The 26,637-nt window shown below is 72.8% G+C and carries 25 protein-coding genes; 16 read left to right on the top strand and 9 right to left on the bottom strand.

Translation table 11 applies throughout. The annotated features are described in order from the left end of the window. Positions 1-16 precede the first annotated feature (16 nt). Positions 17-670, top strand: a complete 654-nt coding sequence (locus tag ACZ5UI_RS06880; RefSeq protein ID WP_464195578.1) for a response regulator transcription factor — start codon at positions 17-19, stop codon at positions 668-670. Next, a complete protein-coding gene (locus tag ACZ5UI_RS06875; protein ID WP_464195576.1) occupies positions 667-2,448 on the top strand; it encodes a sensor histidine kinase in 1,782 nt (593 codons plus the stop codon). The genes ACZ5UI_RS06880 and ACZ5UI_RS06875 overlap by 4 nt, the downstream gene beginning before the upstream one ends. On the opposite strand, the gene ACZ5UI_RS06870 is transcribed toward ACZ5UI_RS06875, so the two are convergent. After that, positions 2,445-2,783, bottom strand: coding sequence for a nuclear transport factor 2 family protein (locus tag ACZ5UI_RS06870; RefSeq protein WP_464195574.1), 339 nt, complete (start codon positions 2,781-2,783; stop codon positions 2,445-2,447). The two genes, ACZ5UI_RS06875 and ACZ5UI_RS06870, sit on opposite strands and share 4 nt — an antisense overlap. A 53-nt stretch (positions 2,784-2,836) precedes the next feature. Beyond that, complete coding sequence (locus ACZ5UI_RS06865) at positions 2,837-3,223, bottom strand: TraR/DksA family transcriptional regulator (protein ID WP_464195571.1); 387 nt, start codon at positions 3,221-3,223, stop codon at positions 2,837-2,839. 84 nt (positions 3,224-3,307) lie between these two features. Between ACZ5UI_RS06865 and ACZ5UI_RS06860 the strand changes: the two genes are divergently transcribed. Beyond that, complete coding sequence (locus tag ACZ5UI_RS06860) at positions 3,308-5,524, top strand: CocE/NonD family hydrolase (RefSeq protein ID WP_464195569.1); 2,217 nt, start codon at positions 3,308-3,310, stop codon at positions 5,522-5,524. A 1-nt stretch (position 5,525) separates the two neighbouring features. On the opposite strand, the gene ACZ5UI_RS06855 is transcribed toward ACZ5UI_RS06860, so the two are convergent. Continuing rightward, positions 5,526-6,716: a glycoside hydrolase family 64 protein gene (locus tag ACZ5UI_RS06855; RefSeq protein ID WP_464195567.1), complete on the bottom strand. Its 1,191-nt coding sequence runs from the start codon at positions 6,714-6,716 to the stop codon at positions 5,526-5,528. Positions 6,717-6,832: 116 nt separating this feature from the next. On the opposite strand from ACZ5UI_RS06855, the gene ACZ5UI_RS06850 reads away from it, so the two are divergent. Beyond that, positions 6,833-8,593 (top strand): histidine kinase, encoded by a 1,761-nt coding sequence (locus ACZ5UI_RS06850; protein ID WP_464195565.1) that lies wholly within the window; start codon positions 6,833-6,835, stop codon positions 8,591-8,593. Then, on the top strand, positions 8,581-9,228 hold the full coding sequence (locus ACZ5UI_RS06845) for a response regulator transcription factor (protein WP_464195563.1): 648 nt from the start codon (positions 8,581-8,583) through the stop codon (positions 9,226-9,228). Before ACZ5UI_RS06850 ends, ACZ5UI_RS06845 begins: the two co-directional genes overlap by 13 nt. Here the strand turns inward: ACZ5UI_RS06845 and ACZ5UI_RS06840 are convergent. Then, entirely contained in the window at positions 9,225-10,202 is a 978-nt protein-coding gene (locus ACZ5UI_RS06840; protein ID WP_464195561.1) for an esterase/lipase family protein, read from the bottom strand. The two genes, ACZ5UI_RS06845 and ACZ5UI_RS06840, sit on opposite strands and share 4 nt — an antisense overlap. Positions 10,203-10,284: 82 nt before the next feature. Between ACZ5UI_RS06840 and ACZ5UI_RS06835 the strand changes: the two genes are divergently transcribed. Together ACZ5UI_RS06835 and ACZ5UI_RS06830 are read left to right on the top strand one after the other, a co-directional pair. Further along, complete coding sequence (locus ACZ5UI_RS06835) at positions 10,285-11,112, top strand: SDR family NAD(P)-dependent oxidoreductase (protein ID WP_464195559.1); 828 nt, start codon at positions 10,285-10,287, stop codon at positions 11,110-11,112. A 37-nt stretch (positions 11,113-11,149) separates the two neighbouring features. After that, positions 11,150-11,530, top strand: a complete 381-nt coding sequence (locus ACZ5UI_RS06830; protein WP_464195557.1) for a DUF1801 domain-containing protein — start codon at positions 11,150-11,152, stop codon at positions 11,528-11,530. On the opposite strand, the gene ACZ5UI_RS06825 is transcribed toward ACZ5UI_RS06830, so the two are convergent. Continuing rightward, the gene (locus ACZ5UI_RS06825) at positions 11,527-12,204 is read right to left on the bottom strand and encodes a phosphatase PAP2 family protein (protein WP_464195555.1); all 678 of its coding nucleotides are present in this window, start codon (positions 12,202-12,204) and stop codon (positions 11,527-11,529) included. The two genes, ACZ5UI_RS06830 and ACZ5UI_RS06825, sit on opposite strands and share 4 nt — an antisense overlap. A 67-nt stretch (positions 12,205-12,271) precedes the next feature. Here ACZ5UI_RS06825 and ACZ5UI_RS06820 point away from each other — a divergent pair, with 67 nt between their 5' ends. Together ACZ5UI_RS06820 and katG are read left to right on the top strand one after the other, a co-directional pair. Further along, complete coding sequence (locus tag ACZ5UI_RS06820) at positions 12,272-12,715, top strand: Fur family transcriptional regulator (RefSeq protein WP_464195553.1); 444 nt, start codon at positions 12,272-12,274, stop codon at positions 12,713-12,715. A gap of 56 nt (positions 12,716-12,771) precedes the next feature. Further along, the gene (gene katG, locus ACZ5UI_RS06815) at positions 12,772-14,970 is read left to right on the top strand and encodes a catalase/peroxidase HPI (RefSeq protein WP_464197772.1); all 2,199 of its coding nucleotides are present in this window, start codon (positions 12,772-12,774) and stop codon (positions 14,968-14,970) included. Between the two features lie 41 nt (positions 14,971-15,011). On the opposite strand, the gene ACZ5UI_RS06810 is transcribed toward katG, so the two are convergent. Together ACZ5UI_RS06810 and ACZ5UI_RS06805 are read right to left on the bottom strand one after the other, a co-directional pair. Continuing rightward, positions 15,012-15,158: a hypothetical protein gene (locus ACZ5UI_RS06810; RefSeq protein ID WP_464195551.1), complete on the bottom strand. Its 147-nt coding sequence runs from the start codon at positions 15,156-15,158 to the stop codon at positions 15,012-15,014. Positions 15,159-15,184: 26 nt separating this feature from the next. Continuing rightward, entirely contained in the window at positions 15,185-16,111 is a 927-nt protein-coding gene (locus ACZ5UI_RS06805) for a DUF5996 family protein (protein WP_464195549.1), read from the bottom strand. Positions 16,112-16,188: 77 nt separating this feature from the next. On the opposite strand from ACZ5UI_RS06805, the gene surE reads away from it, so the two are divergent. Beyond that, positions 16,189-16,974: a 5'/3'-nucleotidase SurE gene (gene surE / locus ACZ5UI_RS06800; RefSeq protein ID WP_464195547.1), complete on the top strand. Its 786-nt coding sequence runs from the start codon at positions 16,189-16,191 to the stop codon at positions 16,972-16,974. Here the strand turns inward: surE and ACZ5UI_RS06795 are convergent. Beyond that, complete coding sequence (locus tag ACZ5UI_RS06795; RefSeq protein ID WP_464195545.1) at positions 16,958-17,566, bottom strand: TetR/AcrR family transcriptional regulator; 609 nt, start codon at positions 17,564-17,566, stop codon at positions 16,958-16,960. The two genes, surE and ACZ5UI_RS06795, sit on opposite strands and share 17 nt — an antisense overlap. Positions 17,567-17,662: 96 nt before the next feature. On the opposite strand from ACZ5UI_RS06795, the gene ACZ5UI_RS06790 reads away from it, so the two are divergent. From ACZ5UI_RS06790 to ACZ5UI_RS06770, 5 genes are all read left to right on the top strand, one after another. Next, positions 17,663-19,516, top strand: a complete 1,854-nt coding sequence (locus ACZ5UI_RS06790; protein WP_464195543.1) for a hypothetical protein — start codon at positions 17,663-17,665, stop codon at positions 19,514-19,516. A 23-nt stretch (positions 19,517-19,539) separates the two neighbouring features. Further along, positions 19,540-20,583 carry an NAD(P)-dependent alcohol dehydrogenase gene (locus ACZ5UI_RS06785; protein WP_464195541.1) on the top strand — a complete coding sequence of 348 codons (1,044 nt, stop codon included), beginning with the start codon at positions 19,540-19,542 and terminating at the stop codon, positions 20,581-20,583. Positions 20,584-20,591: 8 nt separating this feature from the next. After that, complete coding sequence (locus ACZ5UI_RS06780) at positions 20,592-20,969, top strand: PaaI family thioesterase (protein ID WP_464195539.1); 378 nt, start codon at positions 20,592-20,594, stop codon at positions 20,967-20,969. An 89-nt stretch (positions 20,970-21,058) separates the two neighbouring features. Continuing rightward, positions 21,059-21,913 (top strand): hypothetical protein, encoded by an 855-nt coding sequence (locus ACZ5UI_RS06775; protein ID WP_464195537.1) that lies wholly within the window; start codon positions 21,059-21,061, stop codon positions 21,911-21,913. Continuing rightward, a complete protein-coding gene (locus ACZ5UI_RS06770; RefSeq protein ID WP_464195535.1) occupies positions 21,910-24,150 on the top strand; it encodes a heavy metal translocating P-type ATPase in 2,241 nt (746 codons plus the stop codon). Before ACZ5UI_RS06775 ends, ACZ5UI_RS06770 begins: the two co-directional genes overlap by 4 nt. Positions 24,151-24,160: 10 nt before the next feature. Here ACZ5UI_RS06770 and msrA read toward each other — a convergent pair whose 3' ends face one another. Beyond that, positions 24,161-24,673, bottom strand: a complete 513-nt coding sequence (gene msrA / locus ACZ5UI_RS06765) for a peptide-methionine (S)-S-oxide reductase MsrA (protein ID WP_464195533.1) — start codon at positions 24,671-24,673, stop codon at positions 24,161-24,163. A gap of 293 nt (positions 24,674-24,966) precedes the next feature. Between msrA and ACZ5UI_RS06760 the strand changes: the two genes are divergently transcribed. Next, positions 24,967-26,637, top strand: coding sequence for a hypothetical protein (locus tag ACZ5UI_RS06760; protein ID WP_464195531.1), 1,671 nt, complete (start codon positions 24,967-24,969; stop codon positions 26,635-26,637).

Raw genomic sequence — 26,637 nt, 5'->3', positions numbered from 1 at the left:
GTTAGATTCCGCGTCCATGCGTGTCGTCGTCGGCGAGGATGAGCTGCTGCTGCGCGAGGGCCTCGTGCGCCTGCTGGAGGACGAGGGGCTCGAGGTGGCGGGCGTGGCCGGCGACGGCCCGGGCATCGTCCGCAAGGCCCGCGCCCATCGGCCCGACCTGGTCATCGCCGACATCCGGATGCCGCCGACGAACACCGACGACGGGCTGCGCGCGGCGCTGCAGATCCGCGACGAGCTCCCGGGCACGGCGGTCCTGGTGCTGTCGCAGTACGTGCACGAGCGCTACGCGCTGGAGCTGCTCGGGGACGACCCGGCCGGCGTCGGCTATCTCCTCAAGCAGCGCGTCGCCGACCTCGACCGCTTCTTCGAGTCGGTGCGCCGCGTCTGCGCGGGCGGCACGGCGGTCGATCCCGAGGTGATCTCCAGCATGCTCGGCCCGCGCCGCGACGACCCGCTGACCCGGCTGACCGACCGCCAGCGAGAGGTGCTCGCGCTGATGGCCGAGGGCCGCTCCAACGCCGGGATCGCCCAGCAGATGGTCGTCACCGAGAAGGCGGTGGCCAAGCACATCACGCGCATCTTCGACCTGCTCGATCTCGATCCCGCGATCGCCGACCACCGTCGCGTGCTCGCCGTCGTCCGCTACCTCTCCGCGGGAACCCCGGCGTGACGCTGCGCCGTCCGGCGGTCGGCACGCTGGACGTGGCGCTGGGCGGGCTGGCGCTCCTGACCGTCGTGCTGGGCCTGCTGCTCGGCGCCACCTCGATCGACGGGCTGCCCTGGTGGAACCACTGGAACGCGATCGCCATCGGCTGGTCCTTCGCCTCCGTCGGCCTGATCGCCTGGTGGCGGCGCCCCCACAACCACATGGGGCCGTTGCTGCTGGCCTGTGGCTGGAGCTTCCTCGCGCTGCAGCTGGCGGCGTCGACGTCCAGCGTCGTCGTGGCCGCCAGCCTGATCGTGTCGACCCTCCCGCTGTCGCTGAACTTCCACGTCCTGATGGCCTTCCCGTCCGGACGGGTCACGGAGCCGATCGCGCGAGCGCTGGTGGTCGTCGCCTACCTGCTGGGCACCGTGCTGGAAGCGCCGACCTACCTGCTGGCCGACGGCAGCCCGCTGCAGATCGCCTCCGCGAACGGCGTCGCCGAGGCGGTCTCCAAGGGCCAGTCGCTGATCGGCACGGTCGTCATGCTCAGCGGCGCGCTGATCCTGCTCGAGCGGCTCCGCCGGGCCGACGCCGCGCAACGGATCGTCGTCGCCCCGCTGTGCGCGGTCGGCGCCGCCACGCTCGTGCTGATCGCGGCGATCGGCTTCGTGGTGACCTTCAAGCTGCACCCGTCCTGGCTGGACTGGCTGCGCGAGTACGGCCAGCCCACGCTGCTGCTCGTGCTGCCGATCACCTTCCTGTACGGCCTCCTGCGCGGTGGCTTCGCGCGGGCCGGCGAGGTGCGAGACCTGGCCTCGCGCATCGCCGGGGCCCCGATCGCACCCGACGAGCTGCGCGAGGCGATCTCCGAGGCGCTGGGCGATCGGTCCGTGGCCCTGGCCTACTGGATCGAACGCGACGGCCGCTACGTCGACGCCGCCGGCCATCCCGTCGAGCTGCCCACGGGGGCGGGCTCCCGCGCCGCGGTCGAGGTGGCCTCCGACGGGCGCCGGGTCGGCGCGATCGTCTACGACGCGCTGCTGATCTCCGACCCCGAGCTCGTGCGCACGATCGCGCACCTGACCGCCGTGGCCCTGGACCGCGAGCGGCTGGCCACCGACCTGCGCACCGCGGCGACCGAGCTGCGCGCCTCGCGCCAGCGCCTGGCCGTCGCCTCGGACTCCGAGCGCCGCCGGATCGCCCGCGACCTGCACGACGGCGCACAGCAGCGGCTGGTGCTGCTGGCCATCGACGCCCAGCGGATGGCCCGCGTGGCCGACGACGCCGACCGCGTCCGGCGCGACGCGACGACCCTGCGCGAGGAGGTCGAGGCGGTGCTCGACGACCTGCGGGGCCTCGTCCACCATCTCGAGCCGGCGCTGCTGACCGAGCGCGGGCTGCCCGACGCGACCGCCTGGCTGGTCGCCCGCATGCCGATCCCGACGGACCTGACGGTCGCGGGGCTCGACGAGCGCCTGCCCTCGATCGTCGAGAGCACCGGGTACTTCCTGGTCTCCGAGGCACTGGCCAACGTCGTCAAGCACGCCCGCGCGCAACGGTGCAGCGTGGAGATCGTGGCCGACGGCGAGCGCATGCGGATCGTGGTGGACGACGATGGTCGCGGCGGCGCGAACCCGACCGCGCCTGGGCTGCGCGGCCTGTCGGATCGCCTGGGCGCCGTCGGCGGCACGCTCCGCGTGACCAGCGCCGAGGGCGAGGGCACGCGCCTGGACGCCGACCTGCCACTGGCCGCCCAGAGCGCCGACGAGCGCGACCCAGACCCGGACGTGACGCTGGCCTAACCCGCGACCGTCACGCGCATCGCGACGATCCGCCCATCCTGCACCGTCACATGCGTCGCGGCCGGCACGCTGGGTCGCGGGATCGTCTGGTCGTGGTGGATCAGCACCGCGGACGTGGCGTCGCCGAACGCGGCGATCAGGTCGGTGCGCTCCAGCACCCGGAAGGACGCGCTCAGGTAGTCGGCGAAGGCCAGGACGCCCTCGGCCCGGCCGGCCGGCGCATCGCAGATGACGTCATCGGACACCTGGTCCAGCGCCGCCGCGATGTCCCGGTGCGACCAGGCATCGAAGTACGCCAGGGCGGTCTGACGGGCACGGTCGTCGGTGGTGATCATGCGCGACAGCGTCGCGCGCCTTCAGGTCAGTTCCTGTCCGCAATCCACCGGGGTCAGCCACGTCGCCGGGGCGCCTCGCGGCGGGCCTTCGCCGCGCAGGTCACGCACAGCACGCTGTCGGGCATCGCCCGCAGGCGAGCCGGAGGGATCGGCGCACCGCAGTCGTCGCAGGTCCCGTAGGTGCCCTCGTCGAGCTTGGCCAGCGCGCGATCGGTGCGCAGCAGCCCGCTCTCCAGCGTGCGCCCGACGCCGATCTCGGTCAGGCGGCTGATCGCCTCGACGGTGCCGTCGCCGATGCGCTTCCCGAACCCTTGGGCGCTCCCCAGCTCGGGCCGCTCGGCCAGCCCGCTGACCCGGCCGCCGACCGCGTCGCGACGCGCCTCGAGCGTCGCGCGGATCGCGTCCAGGTCGAGCTCGGGGTCATCGGTCGGGGCGGCCATCGCCCTCCCCTACCCAGTCCGCGCAGGTTTTGGGCCGCGCCGGCGTTCTGGCTGCCCATGGGGAGAAATCGGATTGCCTTCGCCGTGGCAGTGATCCTGGCCTTCGCCTGCGCCGCGAGCGCACCGGCGGCGCAGGCCGCGCTGGACGCTCGAGGGAGCGTCGAGCAGGTCGACGTCACCGGCGCCGCGCCGGGCAGCGACGTCACGCTCGTCGACCCGGCCGGCAGCACCGTGGCCACGCGCCCGGCCAACGACCTCGGCGGCGCGCTGTTTCGCAACGTGACCCCCGGCAGCGGCTACCGCGTGCAGTCGGGCGGCAGCTCGTCGTCCGCGCTCACCGTCCTCTCCCAGAATCCCGCGCCCCCGAGCACCGACGTCTACAACCAGACGATCCCGTCCCGCGGCTACGGCTACCTGACCACGCGCGACGGCACGAAGCTGGCCGTCAACGTGCATCCGCCGCAGGACGTGGCCAACCTCGTCCCCGGCGGCTCGCAGCTCCCGACGCTGCCCACCCGCCCGACGCCCACGCTGATCGAGTACTCCGGCTACGGCTACGCCGATCCGGCCGGCCCCCAGAGCGGGATCTCCATCCTGGCCAACCTGATGGGCTTCACGGTGGTCGACGTCAACATGCGCGGCACCGGCTGCTCGGGCGGCGCCTTCGACTTCTTCGAGCCGCTCCAGGGCCTGGACGGCTACGACATCGTCGAGACGATCGCCCGCCAGTCGTGGGTGGCCAACGGCAAGGTGGGGATGATGGGCATCTCCTACGGCGGCATCAGCCAGCTGTTCACCGCCCAGCTGAACCCGCCGAGCCTGGCGGCGATCTCGCCGATGTCGGTGATCGACAACACGCAGACCACCCTGTATCCCGGCGGCATCCTCAACACCGGGTTCGCCGTGGCCTGGGCCCAGGAGCGCGTGCACGACGCCCAGCCGGCCACCGCCGACGGCGGCCAGGCGTGGGCCTACAAGCGCATCCAGGACGGCGACGCCGTCTGCCGGGACAACCAGGCGCTGCATCCCGAAGCGGTTGATCTGATGGCCAAGGTCCGCGCCAACGACCACTACGTCCCCAAGGTCGCCGACCCGCTGTCCCCCGTCACCTTCGTCGACAAGATCAAGGTGCCGGTCTACATGGCCTGCCAGTGGACCGACGAGCAGACCGGCGGGCACTGCCCGACGTTGGCCACGCACATGACGGGCACGCAGCGCAAGTGGTTCACGTTCACCAACGGCACGCACGTCGACTCGCTCGCCCCGGAGACGTTCAACCGCTGGTACGACTTCCTGCAGCTGTACGTGGCGCGCCAGGCGCCGGTGGTCAACTCGGCCGTCGTGCGCGCCGCCGCGCCGGTGATCTACCAGGAGGCGATGGGCATCACCGGCGTCACGCTGCCGCGGGACCCGATCCAGGAGCAGCCGACCTACCAGGGCGCGCTGACCGCCTTCGAGCAGCTCAAGCCGATCCGGGTGCTGTTCGAGAATGGCGCCGGCGGCACGCAGCCCGGCCAGCCGTACCCGACGTTCGAGCACTCCTTCGACGCGTTCCCGATCCCGGGCACCACCGCGCGCTCGTGGTACTTCGGCGACGGCGGCGCGCTGACCGACGCTCCGCCACCCAAGGCCGGCACCGACCGGTTCACGTGGAACGCCGGCGCGCGACCGCTGACCGACTTCACCGGTGACACCGCCGCCGGCTCCGGCGGGCTGTGGACCGCGACGCCGACCTACGACTGGCAGCAGAACCCGGCCGGCAACGGCGCCTCCTACCTGACGGCGCCGCTGACCGCGGACACCACCGTGATCGGGGCCGGCGCGGTCAACGCGTGGGTGCGCTCGTCGACCCCGAACGTCGACCTCCAGGCGACGGTCACCGAGGTGCGGCCCGACGGCAAGGAGGTCTTCGTCCAGAGCGGCTGGCTGCGGGCCAACGAGCGCGCGCTGGATGCGGCCAAGAGCACGCCGCTGGAGCCGGTGCTCAGCCTGCGCGCCTCCGACGTCGCGCCGATGCCCGCGCAGGCGTTCGCGCCGCTGACCATCCCGCTGTACTACCAGGGGCACGCGTACCGGGCGGGCTCCCGCCTGCGCGTGACGATCAGCGCGCCCAACGGCGACCAGCCGATCTGGTCCTTCGGCGAGACCGACCCGGCGGGCCCGGCCACGGTGACGATCGCGCACAACCGCCAGATGCCCTCGCACCTGCTCCTGCCGGTCGTGCCCGACCTGACCGTGCCCACCGCGCTGCCGGCGTGTGCCGGGCTGCGCGGCGAGCCGTGCCGCGACTACCAGCCGTAGGTCACCAGCCGACGTCGATGGTCAGGGCCGAGGGCGGCTGGCTGTTGGCCAGGATCGTCACCGAGCTCTGATCGTTGATGTCGTCGTAGGCGAAGCCGTACGCCTTGCGCTTCAGGTTGATCGAGTGGAAGAACCCGGAGAAGTCGTTGTCGCGGCCCTTGTCGTCGTAGTACGTCGCGGCCTTCCACCAGTCGTCGGTGTCGTCGCTCACCCCGCGGTTGAACGCCGCGCACAGCTCCGCCCCCATGACGCCGGTCTGGGGCGGCGCCCCGGGCGGCGCCAGGGCGCCGGAGCACTGGAACACGTCCTGCGAGGTCGGCTTGCGCACGCTGAAGTCGCCCGCGGTGCCGTCCTGGGTGAAGTGCAGCGCGCCGCCGCTGACCTGGCCGCGGAACGTCTGGTGCAGGCGCGTCAGGCGGAAGCCGTCCTGCCAGTCCTTCCAGGCCCGATCGATGGCCGGATCGAGGTAGTTCGCGTACGCGCCGCCGCTGTGGAAGTCGGCCGAGGAGCGTGGCGCGAGGATGCGATCGGGGCCGACCAGGCTGCGGAACGGCTTGGCCACCCGGTCCTCGAAGCGCTCGAACACCTGCCGGCGGCTGAGGGTGATCCCGCGCGTCTCGTCGTAGCCGCTGGAGGCCTGCTGCAGGCGCACGGTCATGGGCAGGCCGAACTGGTCGACCTGCGTCGTGTTGCCGCCGAAGGGGATCTGCTGGTAGGCGTAGGTCAGCTCGTACCAATCGAACGTCGTCCCGTAGTTGGGGTCGTTCCTGGAGCTGATGTCCGGCGTGGCCCAGCCGCTGTCGTCCGGCGCGACGCCGAAGTACATCGGCTCGGCGACGGAGATGTAGATGCGGGTGCCCTCCATGCGCGGCGGGATGCGCAGGCCGCCCGCCTGCGCGAGCGTCACCGACATGTTGGCGAAGTCGCGGCCGTTCTTGGTCAGGTGGCCCGGCGCGTCGGCCATCCTGTGGTCCAGCGGCGCCGCGGTGCCATCGGGTTTCAGATAGGCCCACCGGCCCGGCGACGTCTGCCCGATCCCGGTGATGTAGATCTGGCTGTCCTTCCATCGCCCGCCCGTGTCGTTGGTGAACGTGATCGGGAATGACCCGTCGGACTGCGCCATCGCCGGCGCGGCGGCGAGCCCGCACGCGATCAGCGCGATCAGCGCGGCGACCCTGCGTCTGTGCGGCATGGCGCCACGCTAACCGCGCCCGCCCAGGACGAACAATGGACCTAGGTCCCCTTCCGATCCGGGACACTGGCCCCCAAGCTCATGCCATCGACGTCCCCGCCCCCTTCCTGGTCAGCGTGCGCGGGCTGCTGACCCCGCACAGCCGGGCGATCGCGCAGCTGGTCGCGGCGATCGCCCTGCTCGCTCTCGTCGAGGTGGCACTGCTGATCGACGGGCCGGTCACGCCGACCTGGCTGGTCCTGCTGTTTCCGGCGGGCGCCATGGTCTACCTGGCCGCGGGTGCCACCGCCGCGCTGCGGCGCCCGAACAACCGCATCGGCGCGCTGCTGATCTCCGGCGCGCTGGTCTGGCTGGCGGCGGGGTTGGCCAACACCGCGCCGCCCGTCCTGGTCGTGGTCGGGCTGATCGTGGCGACGGTGCCGCTGGCCCTGGTCATCCACCTGCTGCTGGGCTTTCCCTCCGGCACGCTGCGCGACCAGGCCAGCCGCGTCACCGTCGCGGGCGGCTACGTCGTGGCGATCGTGCTGCAGGCGCCGCTGTACCTGTTCGGGCTGGGCGCCGCCGGCGCGCCCTACGACGCCCTGACGATCGCCGACCGTCCCGACATCGCCGACGCCGGGCGCTGGGTGCAGTACGCCGGGGGTGCGCTGGTGATCGGCGCCACCGCGGTGATCCTGGCCGGGCGCCTGCGCGCCGCCTCCCCGGCCCGCCGGCGCGTGCTCGGTCCGCTGGTCGCCTACGGGATCTTCGCGGTGGTCTTCGCGTTCGTCAGCGCCCAGCTGGCCAACCACTTCTTCCCCGAGCTCCAGGAAGCCCGCGTGTTCATCCAGCTGGCCCTGCTGGCCGGTGTGCCGGTGGCCTTCGTGGCCAGCGTCCTGCGCGGCGGTTTCGCCCGGATGGGCGACGTCCAGGAGCTGGGCGCCTGGCTGGGCGCGGAGACCGGCGACCGCCCGACCCTGGCCCTTGCGCTGGCCGACACGCTCGGCGATCCGTCCCTGGAGCTCCTGCTGTGGGTGCCCGAGGCCGGCGGGTACGTCGACTTCGCGGGCCTGGAGGTGGCGCTCCCCGCGGACGAGGCCGATCGCGCGCTGGTCGAGGTGCGCCGCGGCGAGCGCCGTGTGGGCGCGATCGTCTACGACGCCCACCTGATCGCCGAGCGCGACGTCGTCGAGGCCGCCGCCCGCATGACGGCGATCGCGCTCGACCACGAGCGGCTGACCGTGGAGCTGACCGCCAGCCGCGACGCGCTGCGGCGCTCGCGCGCGCGGATCGTGCGGGCGGCCGACGCCGAGCGCCGGCGCATCGCCCGCGACCTGCACGACGGGCTACAGGCCCAGCTGGTGGTGCTGGCCATCGGCGCGGACGGGCTGGCCGCCAACCGCGATCTGCCCGACGTGGCCCGCGACGAGGCCCGGATGCTGCGCACCGGATTGGAGACGGTGGTGGCCGAGCTGCGCGCGCTGGTCCAGGGCGTGATGCCCGCGGCGCTGATCGAACGCGGCCTGCCGGCGGCGGCCGAGGACCTGGCCGATCGCATGCCGCTGCCCACCACGCTGACCATCGACGAGACGCTTGCGGGCGCGGCGGGCAAGCTGCCCGCCCCGGTCGAGCTGGCCGGCTACTTCGTCGTCGCCGAGGCGCTGACCAACGCCGTCAAGCACGCGCGGGCCGGCGAGCTCTCGATCCATCTGGGTCGCGACAACGGCGACCTGCTGATCGAGATCGCCGACGACGGCGTCGGTGGCGCGGCGGCCGGAACGGGCACCGGGATGCGCGGGATGGCCGATCGCGTCGACGTGCTCGGCGGGCGGCTGACCGTGACCAGCCCCCGGGGCGGCGGGACGCGCGTGGTGGCGGAGGTGCCGTGCGCGTCGTGATCGGTGAGGACGAGGCGCTGATGCGCGGCGGCCTCACCCTGGTGCTGGAGCAGGCGGGCTTCCAGATCGTCGCCGTGGCCGAGGACGGCGAGGACGTCGTGCGCAAGGTCCGCGCCCATCAGCCCGACCTGCTGGTCACCGACATCCGCATGCCGCCCACGCACACCGACGAGGGCCTGCGTGCCGCGCTGACGCTGCGGGCCGAGCGCCCGGAGATCGCGGTCCTCGTGCTCTCCCAGCACGTGCACCGGCGTTTTGCCTCCGAGCTGCTGGAGCAGCGGTCGGCCGGCGTCGGCTACCTGCTCAAGCAGCGCATCGCCAACGTCGACGCGTTCATCGGCGACGTGCGGCGCATCTGCGCCGGCGGCACGGCGCTGGACCGCGAGGTGGTCGGCTCGCTGATGGGCCGCGCGCGGCGCGAGGACGACCCGCTCAACCGCCTGACCGACCGTCAGCGGGAGGTGCTCGGGCTGATGGCCGAGGGCCGCTCCAACGCCGCGATCGCCGAGCGCCTGGTCATCACCGACAAGGCGGTCGTCCGCCACGTCTCGCACGTCTACGAGGTGCTGGGCCTCCCCAACACCGCCGACGACCACCGGCGGGTGCTGGCCGTCATGCGCTACCTCGCGCTCTAGTAGCTCTTGCCGCGCATCCAGGCCCGAACCGCCGGCTCGCGCGAGACCTTCGGCTCGCTGTCGGACCGGCCGGAGGTCAGCGTCGCGGCCGCGGTCAGCAGGTTCGCCGTGGTGGCCTCGTCCAGGCCGATCGCGTACGGATGCGCGCACACGTCGGCGGGCAGCCGCGCGACGACCGCCGGGCCCGGGTGGGCGATCGCGTCCATCGTCAGCGCGAAGGTCACCGAGTCCAGCGCGGTGCCGATGTGCGTGACCTGGCGCCCCGGGCAGATGTCCTGGATGAGCACGTTGGTCGCGCCGCTGAGCGCCGACGTCGGATGGGCGCCGGTGGTCGGCTGCACGGTCTCGTCGGTGGCCGAGCGCACGGTGGTCCACGAGGTCGGCCCCGGCGTCTCGTCGCGGCCGCGGCGGTTGAGCGCCGTCAGGAAGTGCGAGCCGGCCGCCTGCTGGAAGCTGGCCGGGGTGCACTCCAGATGCTGGGCGGCGCACCGGGAGCTGCCGACGATCGTCCCGTGCTGGGTGCCGGCGGCGGCGATCACGTCGGAGACCTTGGCCCGCAGGCTGGGCCAGTAGGTCAGCGCGACGCGGGGCAGCAGGCCGCCCTGGCTGATGCCGAAGACCGCGATCGGGCGCCCGGCCCGGCGCGACATCTCCCGCAGGCCCGCGACGAGGTACTGGACGGAGACCTGGATGTCGGCCGTGGTGTGGTCGGGGAAGTTGACCCAGCACACCGGCGCCCCGTCGGCGTCGAACGCGGGCTTGCCGATCGCGTAGGCCTCGTCGCCGCTGGCGCCGGTCCCGGTGACCAGCATGATCGGCGTGCGCGCGGCGTGATCGATCCCGTCGGTGCACTTCAGCGCTGCCGCGAGCTCGGCGGCGGGCACGGTCAGCTTCGGCTCTCGCGCCTGCGCGGCAGAGGCGGTGGCGAGGACACAGAGCAGCGTGACGGCGAGCGTCAGGACCCGGGCGAACATGCGCGGCAATCTCGCAGGTCGCGCGCATTGTCGGCGCCAGGTCATCTAGATCGAGTAGTGAAATCCCATAGGATCGCCGACCATGTCGCGCACATGGCTGATCACGGGTGCGTCGCGCGGGCTGGGCCGCGCGTTCGCACAGGCGGCGCTCGACGCCGGTGACCGCGTCGTCGCCACCGCGCGGGATCCGGCGACGCTGGCCGACCTGGTCGACGCCCATCCCGGCCGGGCGTTCGTCCTGGCGCTCGACGTGACCGACCGCGACCGGGCGTTGGCCGTGGCCGACGAGGCGGTCGCGCTGGTCGGCGAGCTGGACGTCGTCGTCAACTGCCCCGGCTACGGGCTGCACGCGCCGATCGAGGAGACCAGCGAGGCGGCGGCGCGCGCCCAGATGGAGACGAACTTCTTCGGCGCGCTGTGGGTCACCCAGGCGGTGATGCCCCACCTCCGACGCGCCCGCCACGGGCACCTCGTCCAGATCTCCTCGGCGGCCGGTGGCGTGGCCTTCCCGCTCGTCGGCCTGTACTGCGCGAGCAAGTACGCGCTGGAGGGGCTGACCGAGGCGCTCGCGCTCGAGGCCGCGCCGTTCGGCATCCGCGTGACGATCGTCCAACCCAGCGACTTCCGCACCGGGTTCCGCGAGGCCTGCGACCGGCGGATCGACGCCGCCTCCCCTTACGCCGAGGCGTTCGCCACCGCGGCGTCGTCGCTGGCGGTGGAGACCTCCGGCGGCGAGGCCGGCGATCCGCGTCGCGCGGCCGCCGCGCTGCTGGCGCTCGTCGCCATGGACGACCCGCCCGTGCGGCTGCTGCTGGGCAACATGGCCTACGACAACGTCACCGCCGCCCACGCCCGCCAGCTGGCGGAGTGGCACGCGCACGAGGCGCTGGCGCGCTCGGCCGACGGCTGAACCGCGGGCGCGCCCAGCGAGATGCCAAGCTGGGGCCATGGCAGACAGCAAGAACCCATCCGAGTTGATCGACGAGCGGATCGCCGAGCTCGGCGACTGGCGCGGTGAGCGGCTCAGCGAGCTGCGCGGCCTGATCAAGGACGCCGACCCCGACATCGTCGAGGAGTGGAAGTGGCGCGGCGTGCCGACGTGGTACCACGACGGCATCGTCTGCACCGGCGAGAGCTACAAGAGCGCGGTCAAGGTGACCTTCGCCAAGGGCGCGTCGCTGGACGACCCCTCCGGCCTGTTCAACTCCAGCCTGGACGGCAACACCCGGCGGGCGATCGACTTCCGTGAGGGCGACGCCGTCGATGCGCCGGCGTTCCAGGCGCTCATCCGCGCGGCCATCGCGCTGAACGAGTCCAAGGCCCGCTAGCGGTCGCGGCGCGCCTGCAGCCGGCGGGCGATGGCGAACCCGCCCGTGGCGACGAGCACGCCGCCCACGGCATCGAGCCAGATGTGGTCGCCGGTGGCCACGATCTCGGCCACCACCGCGGGCGGGTAGAGCAGCGCGGCCGCGCGCACCGCGGGCGACCGCGCGAGCGCGAAGACCGTCCCCGCCGCGACCACGGAGAACGCGGTGTGCGCGCTGGGCATCGCCGCGTACGGGCTCTGCACCAGCCGGCCGATCCCCGCATCGCCCGGTCCGGGCCCGCGCACGTAGCCCAGCTCAGGGACCATCCGCGGCGGCGCCGTGGGCACGAGCATGTAGCCCATCACCGCCAGCGCCTGGGTGGCCACGAACGTGTCGCGCGCCACCGGGAACTCGTCGGGGTGCGCGTACCAGGCCCAGGCCAGCGCGCCCAGCACGCCGGGCATGTGCGCGGCGACGTAGGTCACGTTGAGCGTGCGCATCAGCGGCGGGCGGGCGGCCACCCAGCGGTGGACCGCCGGCTCGAAGAACAGCCCCAGCGACCGCTCCGCACCGATCAGCTTGCGCATGCGCGCCAGGGGCCGCTCGATGGTCGGCGCGGTGGCCGCGACGAGCGGGTACACGCCCAGCGCCGCGGCCAGCGGACGCAGTTCCCGGAGTCGTTTTCGCGAAAACACCCGGGCACCGTACAGCCCCCTTCGCCGTTCTGGACTCATTCCAGTTTGGCGTGGCATACTCCGGCCCGTGCCGACGGTCCCCGAGCTCGAGCAGCTGCTGCGCGCGCAGTCCCTGCGCGTCACCCGCCCGCGGGTCGCCGTGCTGGCCGCGGTGCACGCCGATCCGCACGCCGACACCGGTTCGATCCTGGACTCGGTGCGCGCCGACATCGGCGACGTGTCCACCCAGGCCGTCTACGACGTGCTGCGGACGCTGACCGACGCCGGCCTGGTGCGGCGGATCCACCCGGAGGGCTCCGTGGCCCGCTACGAGTCACGCGTCGGTGACAACCACCACCACGTGGTGTGCCGATCCTGTGGGGCCATCGCCGACGTCGATTGCGCCGTCGGCGCGGCCCCCTGCCTGACCGCTTCCGAGGACCATGGCTACGTGATCTTCGAGGCCGAGGTCATCCACTGGGGCCTGTGCCCCGTCTGCTCGGCCACCCCCACTGCCCCTGTACAGCACTGACACCGGAGAGGTTCCCCTTGTCTGACCAGCACCACCCGGACGCCGTCGTCGGCGAGATGAACGAGGAGCCCAGCGGCTGCCCCGTCGTCCATGAGCGCGCCGCCCATCCGACCCAGGGCGGTGACAGCCGCGGCTGGTGGCCGAACCGGCTGAACCTGAAGATCCTGGCCAAGAACCCGGCCGTGGCCAACCCCCTGGGCGAGGAGTTCGACTACGCCGAGGCGTTCCTGGGGCTCGATCTCGACGCGGTCAAGGCGGACATCGCCGAGGTGCTGACGACGTCGCAGGACTGGTGGCCGGCCGACTTCGGGCACTACGGCCCGTTCATGATCCGCATGGCCTGGCACAGCGCCGGCACCTACCGCATCAACGACGGCCGCGGGGGCGCGGGCGCCGGGCAGCAGCGCTTCGCCCCGCTCAACAGCTGGCCCGACAACGGCAACCTGGACAAGGCCCGCCGCCTCCTGTGGCCGGTCAAGAAGAAGTACGGCCAGTCGATCTCGTGGGCCGATCTGATGATCCTCACCGGCAACGTCGCGCTGGAGTCGATGGGCTTTGAGACGTTCGGCTTCGCCGGCGGCCGCCCGGACGTGTGGGAGCCCGACGAGGACGTCTACTGGGGCCCGGAGACCGAGTGGCTGACCGACGCGCGCCACACCGGCGGGCGTCAGCTCGAGCGCCCCCTGGGCGCCGCCGAGATGGGCCTGATCTACGTCAACCCGGAGGGCCCGAACGGCAACCCGGACCCGCTCGCCTCGGCCCACGACATCCGCGAGACGTTCGGCCGCATGGCCATGAACGACGAGGAGACCGTCGCGCTGATCGCCGGCGGCCACACGTTCGGCAAAACCCACGGCGCCGCCGACCCGGAGCAGTTCGTCGGTCCCGAGCCCGAAGGCGCGCCGCTGGAGGAGCAGGGCCTGGGCTGGAAGCAGACCTACCGCTCCGGCAAGCTCGAGGACGTCATCACCAGCGGCCTGGAGGTGACCTGGACCTCGACGCCGACGGCGTGGTCGGACGGCTTCTTCAAGAACCTGTTCGAGTACGAGTACGAGCTCGAGCAGAGCCCGGCGGGCGCGAGCCAGTGGGTGGCCAAGGACGGCGCCGGCGCCGGCACCATCCCGGCCCCCAACGAGGGCGGCCCGGGCCGCGCGCCGACGATGCTGACCACCGACCTCGCGCTGCGCTTCGACCCGATCTACGAGCCGATCGCGCGCCGCTTCTACGAGCATCCCGATCAGCTCGCCGACGCGTTCGCGCGCGCCTGGTTCAAGCTGACGCACCGCGACATGGGCCCGATCCAGCGCTACCTCGGCCCGGAGGTCCCGGCCGAGACGCTGCTGTGGCAGGACCCGCTGCCCGAGGTCACGCACGAGCTGGTCGACGCCGGCGACGTGGCCGACCTCAAGCGGCAGATCCTCGACTCGGGCCTGTCGGTGTCCCAGCTGGTCTCGGCGGCGTGGGCGTCGGCCTCGACGTTCCGCGGCAGCGACAAGCGCGGTGGCGCCAACGGCGCCCGCGTGCGCCTGGAGCCGCAGCGCAGCTGGGCGGTCAACGACCCCGCGCAGCTGGCCACGGTGCTCAGCACGCTGGAGGGCATCCAGCAGGCGTTCAACGCCGCGCAGTCCGGCGGCAAGCAGGTCTCGCTGGCCGACCTGATCGTGCTCGGCGGCGCGGCGGCGGTCGAGCAGGCGGCCCAGGCCGGCGGCGTCGACGTCGAGGTCCCGTTCACGGCCGGCCGGGCGGACGCGACCGAGGAGCACACCGACGCCGAGTCGTTCGAGGCGCTGGAGCCGGTCGCCGACGGGTTCCGCAACTACCTCAGCGGCCAGGAGCGGCTGACGGCGGAGTACCTGCTGATCGACCGCGCGAACCTGCTGACGCTCAGCGCCCCCGAGATGACCGTCCTGGTCGGCGGCCTGCGCGTCCTGGGCGCGAACGCGGGCCAGTCGGCCAAGGGCGTCCTGACCGACGCCCCCGGGACCCTGACCAACGACTTCTTCGTGAACCTGCTGGACCTGGGCACGACGTGGTCGCCGACGGCCGACGACGCGGGCAGCTTCGAGGCGCGCACCGAGGCCGGCGGCGCGGTCCGCTGGACGGGCAGCCGGGTGGATCTGGTCTTCGGCTCCAACTCGGAGCTGCGGGCCCTGGCCGAGGTCTACGCCAGCGACGACGCGCGCGAGAAGTTCGTCGGCGACTTCGTCGCCGCGTGGGCCAAGGTCATGGACCTGGACCGCTTCGACCTGGCCTGACCGCTCCGTTCCAGGCCGGCCGCCCGTCGGCCGGCCTGGCGCTAGGTCACCGCGTGGACGACGAGCAGCACGAGCCCGTAGATCGCCGCCAGGACGATCAGCACGCAGAGCACCGCGATGGCCAGCCCGTTGTAGGCCTTCTCGGCCGTGTCCGCCGCCCGCATCGTCGTTCGAAGGCCTTTGCGCATGTCGGCGGCCTACCCGCCGACCGACCTCACGATGCGGGCCGTGCCCCCTCGACCGGGACGTACTCGAGGCTGTCGCGGTCCCACGTCCCGTGGATCGCGGCGGCCTCGTAGGTGGTCTGCAGGAACCCGAGCAGCGTCGCGTCGGGATCGTCGGCCGTGCGCACGGCCTCGTAGGGCAGCAGGAACTGACCGTTGGGCTCGGAGTAGAAGGCCGCGGCGGGCGTGACCGGATGCTCCTTGAAGCCGTCGGGCTCGGGATAGGCGTAGGCGTAGAACGCGCCCTCCTCGCCCCCGCCCGGCCAGAACCCGCAGCTGGACAGCTCGTGCGAGTACCCCTCGACCATGACCCAGTCGCCGCAGTTGGGCGCGCCGCCGGGGTGGCGCGGCGCGAGGCGCCCGGAGAAGCGGGTCACGGCGAGATCCATCGCGCCCCAGAAGAAGTGCACCGGGCTGACCTTGCCGCCGAAGCGGCCGCGGAACACCGACAGCACGCGGTCGGCCGCGACCAGCTGACGCCAGAACAGCTGCGCGGCGTGCGGGTCGTAGGCGCCGTGCTCGACGTCCTGCGCGAACGGCACCGCCGGATCGATCTCGACCGGCACCGGCCAGATCGTGATGTCCAGCCCGAGCTCGTGCAGCGCGGCCATCACCTCGGCGTAGAAGTCCGCCACGGTCTTGGGCGCGAGCGCGACCGTGCGCTCCTGCCCGCCGTCCGCCGTCAGGCGCAGGACGTGGGCGCAGAAGTCGAACTCGATCTCCAGCACGCGCGAGCCCACCGGCATCGCGGACGTGGTCAGGCCGCGGGGTGAGACGTAGAGCGTGACCTGCCACCAGTGGTTGACCATCGGCGCCTGGGCCAGGCGGATCTTGCCGACGACCTGCGTCCAGCGGTGCAGCGTGTCACGCGTGTCGGTCCAGTCGTCCACGCGCAGTTCGGGCCAGGGCTCGCTCATCACCTCAGCGTGCCATACCGGCCGACAACAACTTGCTCACACGCGCCCGCCGCGGTCGAGCTACCGTGCCGCCGCACATGAGGACTCATCGCTCCATCGTCGCGGCGCTGCTGGCCGCCGTCGTCGCCGCCGTCGCGCTCCTGCCCGCCACCGCCGGCGCGGCCAAGACCAAGCCGCTGCGCGTGCTCGTCTCCAACGACGACGGCGTCAAGGCGCCCGGCATCGACGCGCTCGTCCAGGGACTGCGCAAGCTGACCAAGGTCACGGTCACGGTCGTCGCGCCGGCGACCAACCAGAGCGGCAGCGGCGGCAAGACGACGCCCGGCCCGTTGACCGCGCGCAAGACGACGACGGCCAGCGGCTACCCGGCGATCGCGGTCGAGGGCTACCCCGCCGACTCGATCAACTACGCGCTCAGCAAGGTCGTCAAGAAGTCGCAGGTGGACCTCGTCATCGCCGGCATCAACCAGGGCGCCAACCTGGGGCCGTTCGTCGACCTGTCGGGCACGGTCGGCGCCGCGCGCGCCGCCGCTCAGCAGGGGCTGCCGGCGTTGGCCACCAGCGAGGGCACCGCCACCGTCACGGACTTCACCGACGGCGTCAAGAGCACGCTGGGCTGGGTCACGGCCAACCGGGCCAAGCTCAAGCGCGGCACGGTGCAGAACCTCAACATCCCGCAGTGCTCGTCCGGCACCGTCCGCGGCACGGTCAAGGTGACCAGCACGGCGAGCCTGCCCACCGGCGTCAACCCGTTCGTCACCGTCGACTGCAACCAGACCGTGAGCGCCTCGACCGACGAGATCACCGCGTTCCTGCAGGGCTTCGCGACGCTGACCTCGATCCCGATCAGGCCGGCGAGCTGAGCCGCAGGCCGCGCAGCGCGGCCAGCAGGAACTCCTCGGTCACCGCGGCGGCGTCGGCCACCGCGATGCCCTGGGCGGCCATGGTCCCGGCGCCGTGGTGGGTGGCGCCGACGACCAGCGCGGCCACGAGCCGGTGGCGGTCGGACGGCTGGGCCGCCCCGTACTGGCGGGCGACCATCTCGGCGATGCGCGTGGTCAGCTCCGCGATGATCGCCGCCCCGACGGGCTCGGCCGACTCGGTGTCGCTGACGAACAGCAGCCGGAAGCCGTCCGGGTGTTCGAGGCCGAAGCGGAAGTACGCGCCCACGTACTCGTGCAGCCGCGTTGCCACCGGCGCGTCGCCGTCGGCCGCGTAGGCGGCCAGCAGGCGGCGGCGCAGCTCGCCCGCCTCGCGCTGCAGCGTCGCCGCGAACAGCTCGGCCTTGGAGCCGAAGCGCGCGTAGACCGTCGCCTTGGTCGTGCCCGCGGCGACGGCGATGCGATCGACGTTGCCCGCGTGGAAGCCCAGCGCGGCGAACTCGGCGCACGCCGCGTGCAGCATGCGGTCGTCCGGGATGCGTTTGCGGCGTGGCGTGATCTCGCGGGCGCTCATCGGTCCTTGACGCTAACTCTACTCGTGAGTATAGATAGAGGCATGCCCGGGTCAGGTCGGTCCCGGCGCCGCGTCTGCGGCGCCATCGTGCTCATGATGATGTCGCTGACGGCGTCCGCCAGCGCGGCCCCGCCGCCGTTCGTGCCCATCGAGCTCCAGCACGTGACGTTGCCGCGCGACGTCCAGCCCTGGCTCCCGACCTGGAACGCCGACGGCAGCCACATCATCTTCCGCGACCAGGTCGGCGGCGGCGTGTGGACGGCCACCCGCCGCGGACGCGCCACCTGCATCACCTGCGACTTCACCGACGGACCGGAGATCCACGGCGGCTTCACCTACGCCTTCCCCGACGACCGGCGGCTGTTCATGTCGACCAAGGAGCTGGGCGCGACCGGTGGCGGCGACGACCCCGCCGATCCCGACGCGGTCGTGCTCGAGTGCGCGCCGAGCATCTTCGACTGCGCGACGCACCGCTTCCTTCCCGTCGACATGTCGGCCGACAAGGGCGGCGCGTTCATCATCCAGCGGCGTACCTGGCACCTCGCGCCCGACGGCGTGCACCTGGGCTGGATGGACCTGCGCCTGGACGGCACGGCGATGGTCGTCGCGCGCCTGGAGCGCCGGTCCGACCGCTACGTCGCCGCCGACCCGAAGGTGGTCAACCCGAGCGGCCCCACCGGCCCCGACGACCCCGACGTCGCGCACTGGAGCAACGACCTGCAGCTCTACGAGCTCAAGAGCTTCGCCGACAACGGCCGGTCGATCCTGGCCGTGGCCGAGCCCGGCTACAACACCGACGTCCTGAAGATCGACCTGCAGACCGGGAGGACCACGCGGCTGACCGCCAACACCGACTGGGACGAGGACGGGGCGATCTCCCCGGACAACTCGCAGTACGTGGTCGCCTCCTGGCGCACGCGCGACCGGGCGGTCGCGGCGGCCGCGCTCCCCCAGTTGCGCTCCCTGCAGGCGATGCCCTTCGGCGGCGCGCTGGCGCCCTACTACGTGTCCACCTGGCAGGGCTTCCAATGCGACCTGTCCCCGTGGCTGCTGCCCGCCGGCGGGGATGCCGAGGGCACGCTGATCGGCCAGCCGCTCGACGTGTACTCGGGCAACTACACCGCGGGCAACAACCTCGCCGGGCAGCAGTTCTGGAGCCCCGACAGCACCAGCGTGCTCCTGCAGGAACGACTGCGCACGCCGCCCTCGGCCAGCGCCAACGCCGACGTGCGCCAGAAGGGCCTGGCGCCCAACCGCCTGACCATCGCCCGCCTGGGCCGCCGTCCGACCAAGCCGGGTCGCACCGGCTCCAGCGCGGTCGGCGCCTGGGCCCCCGCGGCCCGCGACTGGCACGGCGTGCTGGCCTCCAACCGCACCGTCACGCTGCGCGGCCAGGCGGGCGGCTCCGTCACCCTGCGCCTGGCCGGCGACCTGTCCACGACCGACACGACCGCCACCTACGACGGCTACACCGACGACGGCCAGACGTTCGTCGACGGCACCCTGACGATCACCGGCTCCAGCCCGTGGCACATCGTCGCGGCGATCACCGTGCGCGGCGCCCACACCGGCTCGCTGACCGCGGACCTGACCGTCGACAACGCGATCTCCTCGACGCACCCGCTGCCGACCAAGACCGGCACGTTCACCGCGACCTACGACGGCGTCACCGCGCCGCCCCTCCCGGCGCTCGGGCCGTGCTACGACGCGCTCCCGCAGCGCACACCGCTGCGGGCCGCAGCCCGCCGCAGCGGCGGCCGCCTGCGGGTGACCGTGACCGCCGACATCGCCGGCGACCAGCGACCGGTGCGCAACGCGGTGGTCCGCGTCGGCGGGCGGCGGGCCCGGACCGACGTCCACGGCCGCGTCACGCTGCGCGTCGCCGACGCTCGCGCCCGCATCGTGGTCCGGGCCGGCGACACGTTCACCCCCGTGACGATCCGCGGCTGAGGCAGGCTGCTTGACTAGGGGCCGTGCCAATTGCGAATGCCTTCGGCGGCACGTCCGCCACTGATGCTCTCTCCGCGCTGACCATCGAGCGCCGCGACGTCGGCCCGCACGACGTGCTGATCGACATCAAGTTCTCGGGGATCTGCCATTCCGACATCCACACCGTGCGCGGCGAGTGGGGACCGATCCAGTACCCGCTGGTCCCCGGGCACGAGATCGCGGGCGTCGTCGCCGAGGTCGGGACCGACGTGACCAAGCACGCGGTCGGCGATCGCGTCGGCGTCGGCTGCATGGTCAACTCCTGCCGCGAGTGCTCCAGCTGCGAGCAGGGTCACGAGCAGTACTGCCTCAACGGCAACACCCAGACCTACGGCTCGGTCGACCGCGACGAGACGATCACCCAGGGCGGCTACGCCGAGCGGATCGTCGTCGACGAGGACTTCGTGCTGCACATCCCCGACGCGCTCGCGCTCGACGTCGCCGCGCCGCTGCTCTGCGCCGGCATCACCACCTACTCGCCGCTGCGGCACTGGAACGCCGGCCCGGGCAAGCGGGTCGCGGTCGTCGGCTTCGGCGGCCTGGGGCACATGGCGGTCAAGCTCGCGCACGCGATGGGCGCCGAGGTGACCGTGCTGTCGCAGTCGCTGCGCAAGCAGGAGGACGGCCTGCGCCTGGGCGCCGATCACTACTACGCGACGAGCGACAAGGCGACGTTCAAGGAGCTGCGCCAGCGCTTCGACCTGATCATCAACACGGTCAGTGCGCCGGTGAACCTCGACGCGTTCTTCAACCTGCTGGCCGTCGACGGCGCGATGGTCAACGTCGGCGCGCCGCCGGAGGCGCTGCCCATCCACGTGTTCCCACTGCTGATGTGGCGGCGCACGTTCGCCGGCTCCTGCATCGGCGGCATCGCCGAGACGCAGGAGATGCTCGACTTCTGCGCCGAGCACGGCATCGCGCCGGAGATCGAGCTGATCGGCGCCGACCAGATCAACGAGGCGTGGGACCGCGTGCTGGCCTCCGACGTGCGCTACCGCTTCGTGATCGACACCGCGACGCTGGCCTGAGCCCCGACGTGGAGCGCGTCAGCCCCGGTCCGTTCGCCGCGCATCTGGGCTTTCGCGTGGTGCGCGCCGACGCCGACGGCTCGGTGATCGAGGCCGACCCGCAGCCCGAGCACCTCAACGGCGCCGGCATCGTGCACGGCGGCTACCTGAGCGCGCTGCTGGACAGCGCGACCGGCTGGGCCGTGCACGCGCGCGTGGAGCCGGGCGTCGCCGTCCCGCACATCCAGCTGAGCGTGCAGTACATCCGCGCGGCACTCCCCGGCGAGACGCTCGTCTGCCGGGCACGGTGCCTGAGCGTCGGCCGGCGCGTGGCCGCCGCCGACGCCGAGATCACCCAGGGCGAGCGGCTGATCGCGCGGGCGGCCTCCAGCCACACCGTCATCTGACGTTCGGTCGGGGCGATACCCCCCACCCGTATCTGGTAGCCTCGGTCCGGCCAATACCCCTACCCGGTATTCGTGCCAGGTCTCCCGCCATGCCATCCGCCGCCAACACCGCCGCCAAGCTCGTCGGCTTCGCCGCCGCCCTCGCCGTAGTGTTCGGCCTGGCCACGGTCGCGGGGGCCACGCTGGGCCCCGATCGCGACGGCCGCGCGGCCGCGGAGACGGACCACGGGTCGATGGCCGCCGGACCGATGACGCCCGGCCTCTCCGTCGCCGAGGGCGACCTGCGCCTCGACCTGCGCACGCCGGAGCTGCCGCGCGGCACGACCGGCGCACTGCGCTTCGCCGTCCTGGGGGCCGACGGCCGGCCGGTGCGCGAGTTCGACCTGCGCCACACCAAGCGCATGCACCTGATCCTGGCCCGCCGCGACCTGACCGGCTTCCAGCACCTGCACCCCGAGCAGGCGGCGGACGGCACCTGGAGCGCGCCCGCCCGCATCGACGCGGCCGGGTCCTATCGCGTGTTCGCCGACTTCGCCCACGACGGCCAGGCGACGACGCTGGCCACCGACCTGCGCGTCGACGGCCCGGCCGAGCTGCAACCGCTCCCGCCACCGGCGACCGCGGCGGTCAGCGACGGCGGCTACGACGTGACGCTGGCGGCCGACAACACCCGCGCCGGCCGGGAGGCCGAGCTGCGCTTCACCGTCCGCCGCAACGGCCGCCCCGTCGACGTCGACCCCTACCTCGGTGCCGACGGGCACCTCGTGGCGCTCCGCGACGGCGACCTCGCGTTCACGCACGTCCACCCGACCGAGGACGGGCACGGCGACGTGATCGGCTTCGGCGCGACGTTCCCCACCGCCGGGGACTACCGGCTGTTCCTGCAGTTCCAGCACGCGGGCCGCGTCCAGACGGTGGCCTTCACGCAGTCGGTGGGGCCATGAGCACCGGCCTGACCGAGCGCCTCGAGCTGCCGATCACCGGGATGACCTGCGCCTCCTGCGCGAACCGCGTCGAGCGCAAGCTCAACGAGCTCGCCAGCGTCACGGCCACCGTCAACTACGCCACCGAGAAGGCGACGGTCGACTTCGACCGCTCGGCCGTGGCCGCGGACGACCTCGTCGCCGCCGTCGCGGCCGCCGGCTACCAGGCGTCGCTGCCCGCCGACGACCCGCCCGCGCAGGCGCCGTCCGACCCGACCGCCCCGCTGCGCCAGCGCCTCGTGATCAGCGCCGTGCTCACGCTTCCGGTCCTGCTGCTGGCCATGATCCCGCCGCTGCAGTTCGACAACTGGCAGTGGATCTCGCTGGCCCTGGCCTCCCCCGTCGTCGTGTGGGGCGCGCTCCCGTTCCACCGGGCGGCCTGGGCCAACCTCAAGCACGCGACCGCGACGATGGACACGCTGATCTCCGTCGGCGTGCTCGCCGCCTACGCGTGGTCGCTGTACGCGCTGCTGTTCGGCGACGCCGGCCAGCCGGACATGCGCATGAGCTTCGATCTGATCCCCGATCAGGCCGGCGGCACCCACGAGATCTACCTCGAGGTGGCCAGCGCCGTCACCGTGTTCATCCTGGCCGGCCGCTTCTTCGAGGCCCGGGCCAAGCGCAACGCCGGCGCCGCGCTGACCGCGCTCCTGGAGCTCGGGGCCAAGGACGTCGCCGTGCTGGACCCCGCGGGCCAGGAACGGCGCGTGCCCGTCGAGCAGCTCGCCGTCGGCGACCGGTTCGTCGTGCGCCCCGGCGAGAAGATCGCCACCGACGGCGTGGTCGAGAGCGGGACCAGCGCCGTCGACCAGTCGCTGCTCACCGGCGAGTCGGTGCCCGTCGAGAAGCAGCCCGGTGACAGCGTCGCCGGCGCGAGCGTCAACGCGGGCGGACGGCTCGTCGTGAGCGCCACGCGGGTCGGCGCCGACACCGCCCTGGCCCAGATCGCCCGGCTGGTCACCGACGCGCAGACCGGCAAGGCGCCGGTGCAGCGGCTGGCCGATCGCGTCTCCGGCGTGTTCGTGCCGGTCGTCATCGCGCTATCGGTGGCCACCCTGGGCTTCTGGATCGGCACCGGCGAGAGCACGACGTTCGCCTTCACCGCCGCGGTCGCGGTGCTGATCATCGCCTGCCCGTGTGCGCTGGGCCTGGCCACGCCGACGGCGCTGCTGGTCGGGACCGGGCGTGGCGCGCAGCTCGGCCTGCTGATCAAGGGGCCCGAGATCCTCGAGTCCACCCGCACGGTCGACACGATCGTGCTGGACAAGACGGGCACGGTGACGACGGGCCGGATGAGCCTGGTCGACGTCGCGCTGGCCCCCGGCGCGTCGCGTGACGAGGTGCTGCGGATCGTGGGCGCGTTGGAGGATGCCTCCGAGCATCCGATCGCCCAGGCGATCACCCGCGCGGCCCGCGAGGCGGTCGGCCAGCTGCCCGCGGTCGCCTCGTTCGTCAACCGCGAAGGCCTCGGCGTGGAGGGCGTGATCGACGGTCACGGCGTGCAGGTCGGCCGACCGGGCCTGCTGGCCGACTGGGGGCTGCGCCTGAGCCCGGCCCTGGACGACGCCCGGCGTGCGGCCGAGGCCGACGGTCAGACGGCGGTCGTCGCCGCGTGGGACGGCGCGGTCCGGGCCGTGCTGGTCGTGGCCGACACGGTCAAGCCGTCGTCCGCCGAGGCGGTGCGACGCCTGCGCGCCCTGGGGTTGCGACCGGTGCTGCTGACCGGCGACAACCCGGCCACGGCGCGGGCCGTCGCCGCCCAGGTGGGCATCGAGGAGGTCATCGCCGAGGTGCTGCCGGCCGAGAAGGCCGCGGTCATCCAACGGCTGCAGGCCGACGGGCGCGTGGTGGCGATGGTCGGCGACGGCGTCAACGACGCCCCGGCCCTGGCCCAGGCCGACCTGGGCCTGGCCATCGGCACCGGGACCGACGTGGCCATCGAGGCCTCCGACCTGACGCTCGTCAGCGGCGACCTGCGCGCGGCCGCCGACGCGATCCGCCTGTCGCGCGCGACGCTGCGCACGATCCAGGAGAACCTCGTGTGGGCCTTCGGCTACAACGTCGCCGCGATCCCCTTGGCCGCCGCCGGGCTGCTGAACCCGCTGCTCGCCGGGCTGGCGATGGCGGTGTCCAGCATCTCGGTGGTGCTCAACGCGCTGCGGCTCCGGCGCTTCCGCGCCGGAGCCCGCGAAACCTAGTGCCCTGACACTAGGAGTTGACCGTCTCCTGCCGCTTGGGCAGGACCCAGCCGGGCCGCACGAAATGGCACGTGTAGCCGTGGGGGATCCGCTCCAGGTAGTCCTGGTGCTCGGGCTCGGCCTCCCAGAACGGGCCGGCCGGCTCGACCTCGGTGACGACCTTGCCGGGCCACAGGCCCGACGCGTCCACGTCGGCGATCGTGTCCAGCGCGGTCTGGTGCTGCTCCTCGCTGGTGTAGTAGATCGCCGAGCGGTAGCTGGCGCCGCGATCGTTGCCCTGGCGGTCCTTCGTCGACGGATCGTGGATCTGGAAGAAGAACTCCAGCAGCTCGCGGTAGCTGATCACGGCCGGGTCGAAGACGATCTCGATCGCCTCGGCGTGGCTGCCGTGGTTTCGGTACGTGGCATTCGGGACGTCGCCGCCCGAGTAGCCGACGCGGGTGGTGATCACGCCTGGGCGCTTGCGGATCAAGTCCTGCACGCCCCAGAAGCAACCGCCCGCCAGAATCGCTGTCTCGCTCATCGCTTCCTTCCTGTGTGAATCGTGCCCTAGACGGTACTCCTCACACCTGAAGCCCAGCTCAGCTACTGACCGTCGATCGTCGCCCGCTTGCGACGGCCCTCGCGGCGCACGAGATCGACGACGAGCAGGACGATCGGGGTGATCACCATTGCGGCGATGATGACGGTGGCGGCCATGAGGAGGAGTCCTTTCCGTGAGCGGTTGCTGCCCTGTTGTCGGCCGCCGTTCCCGGGTGACCCCCCACGAATTCGCGCTTTCACCATTTCTGGCGCGCCCGCGCGTTGTTGTCCTACATGCGTCTGTCCCAGCTGCTCGCCCCTACGGTCACCGTCGCCGTGCTCGCCATCACGCCGGCCGCCGCCCAGGCGGCCTTCAGCGTCTCCTCGGTCGCCGCCACGCCGAGCTCCACCCAGGCCGGCGCCCACGCCGACTTCGCCATCAACATCGGCTTCGGCGCCGACGACAACGTGCGCAACCTCGTGTTGCATCTGCCGCGCGGCTTCGTCGGCAACCCGCAGGCCGCCGGCCTGTGCACGCAGGCCCAGTTCGCCACCGACGCGTGCCCGGCGGCCTCGCAGGTCGGCACCACCACGGTGACCGCGACGGTCGTGGTCAACTCGCTGCTGTCGGCGGTGCCGCAGACGCAGGACGTCTCGGGGCAGGTCTTCAACCTGCAGCCGCCGACCGGTGAGCCGGCCCGCCTGGGCGTGCTGCTGCCCGCCACGGCGGCGGCGGGCGGCGTGATCGTCACCCGGCCCGTGCGCATGCAGTCCGTGGTCTCGGTGCGCTCCAACAGCGACTACGGCCTGGACTCCACGCTGAAGGACCTGCCGCGCACGATCGACACGAACGTCGGCACGCTCAACAGCCACATCGACCGCATCCAGCTGAACCTGCGCGGGCGGGTGCCCGGCGCGCCGGGCCCGTTCCTGACCAACCCGACCACCTGCGTGCCCGCGACCACGACGGTCGACGCGACCGCCTACAACGGCGCGGCCTCGTCCAAGGCGTCGTCCTACACGCCGACCGCGTGCGACGCGCTGACCTACGACCCGAAGATCACCGCCGCGCTGGACGGCGCCGGCACCAACCAGCACCCGCAGCTGACCACGGTGGTCAGCCAGACCGCCGAGGAGGCGACGAGCAAGAAGGTCGTCGTGACGCTGCCGCTCGGGGTCGGACCGGACCTGGCCGCGCTGAACGTCTCCTGCCCCTCGCCCGACTTCGACGCCGGCGGCTGTGCCGACAACACGAAGGTCGGCTCGGCGATCGTCGAGACGCCGCTGCTGGCCGACCCGCTGGCCGGGACGGTCTACCTCGTCAACCCGCCCGGCGGCGGGCTGCCGCAGCTGGGCATCGACCTGCGCGGGCTGCTGCCGGTCAAGCTGCGCGGCACCGTGACCATCGGCGCGGGCGCCCGGCTCGTCTCCACGCTCGACGGCCTGCCCGACGTGCCCCTGTCGCGCTTCACGCTGACCCTCAACGGCGGCGCCGGAGGCCTGCTGATCTCGTCGACCGACCTGTGCGCCAAGCCCCCGACGATCGACGCGGCGTTCACCGCCCAGGCCGGGATCGAGCGCACGGCCAGCGCCACCGTGACCACCACCAACTGCGTGAACCCGACCACGCCGTCGGCACCCAGCGCGTCGCCGGCGAAGGCGCGCAAGCCGTCGGTCAAGGCCAAGCTGTCCAAGGCCGGGTCGCTGTCGGTCAAGGCCACGGTGCCGGCCAAGGCGTCCAAGCTGCGCGGCATCCGCGTGTCGCTGCCCAAGGGCGTGACCGGGTACGCGGGCAAGCGCCTGACGGCGACCAAGCGCAGCGGCGCCCGCTCGATCACCGTCCGGGTGCCCGCCCGGCTGCTGAAGGTCCAGCGGGCCAAGCTGTCGGGCAAGACCCGCGTGACGGTCGTCGCGACGACCGCCGCCGGGCGGACCTACCGCGTCAAGGTCAAGCTCCGCCGCTGA

This window comes from Conexibacter sp. JCM 18997 (assembly GCF_055391915.1).
The sequence above is the reverse complement of the archived record's forward strand: the minus strand, read 5'-3'. Positions and strand labels throughout refer to the sequence as shown.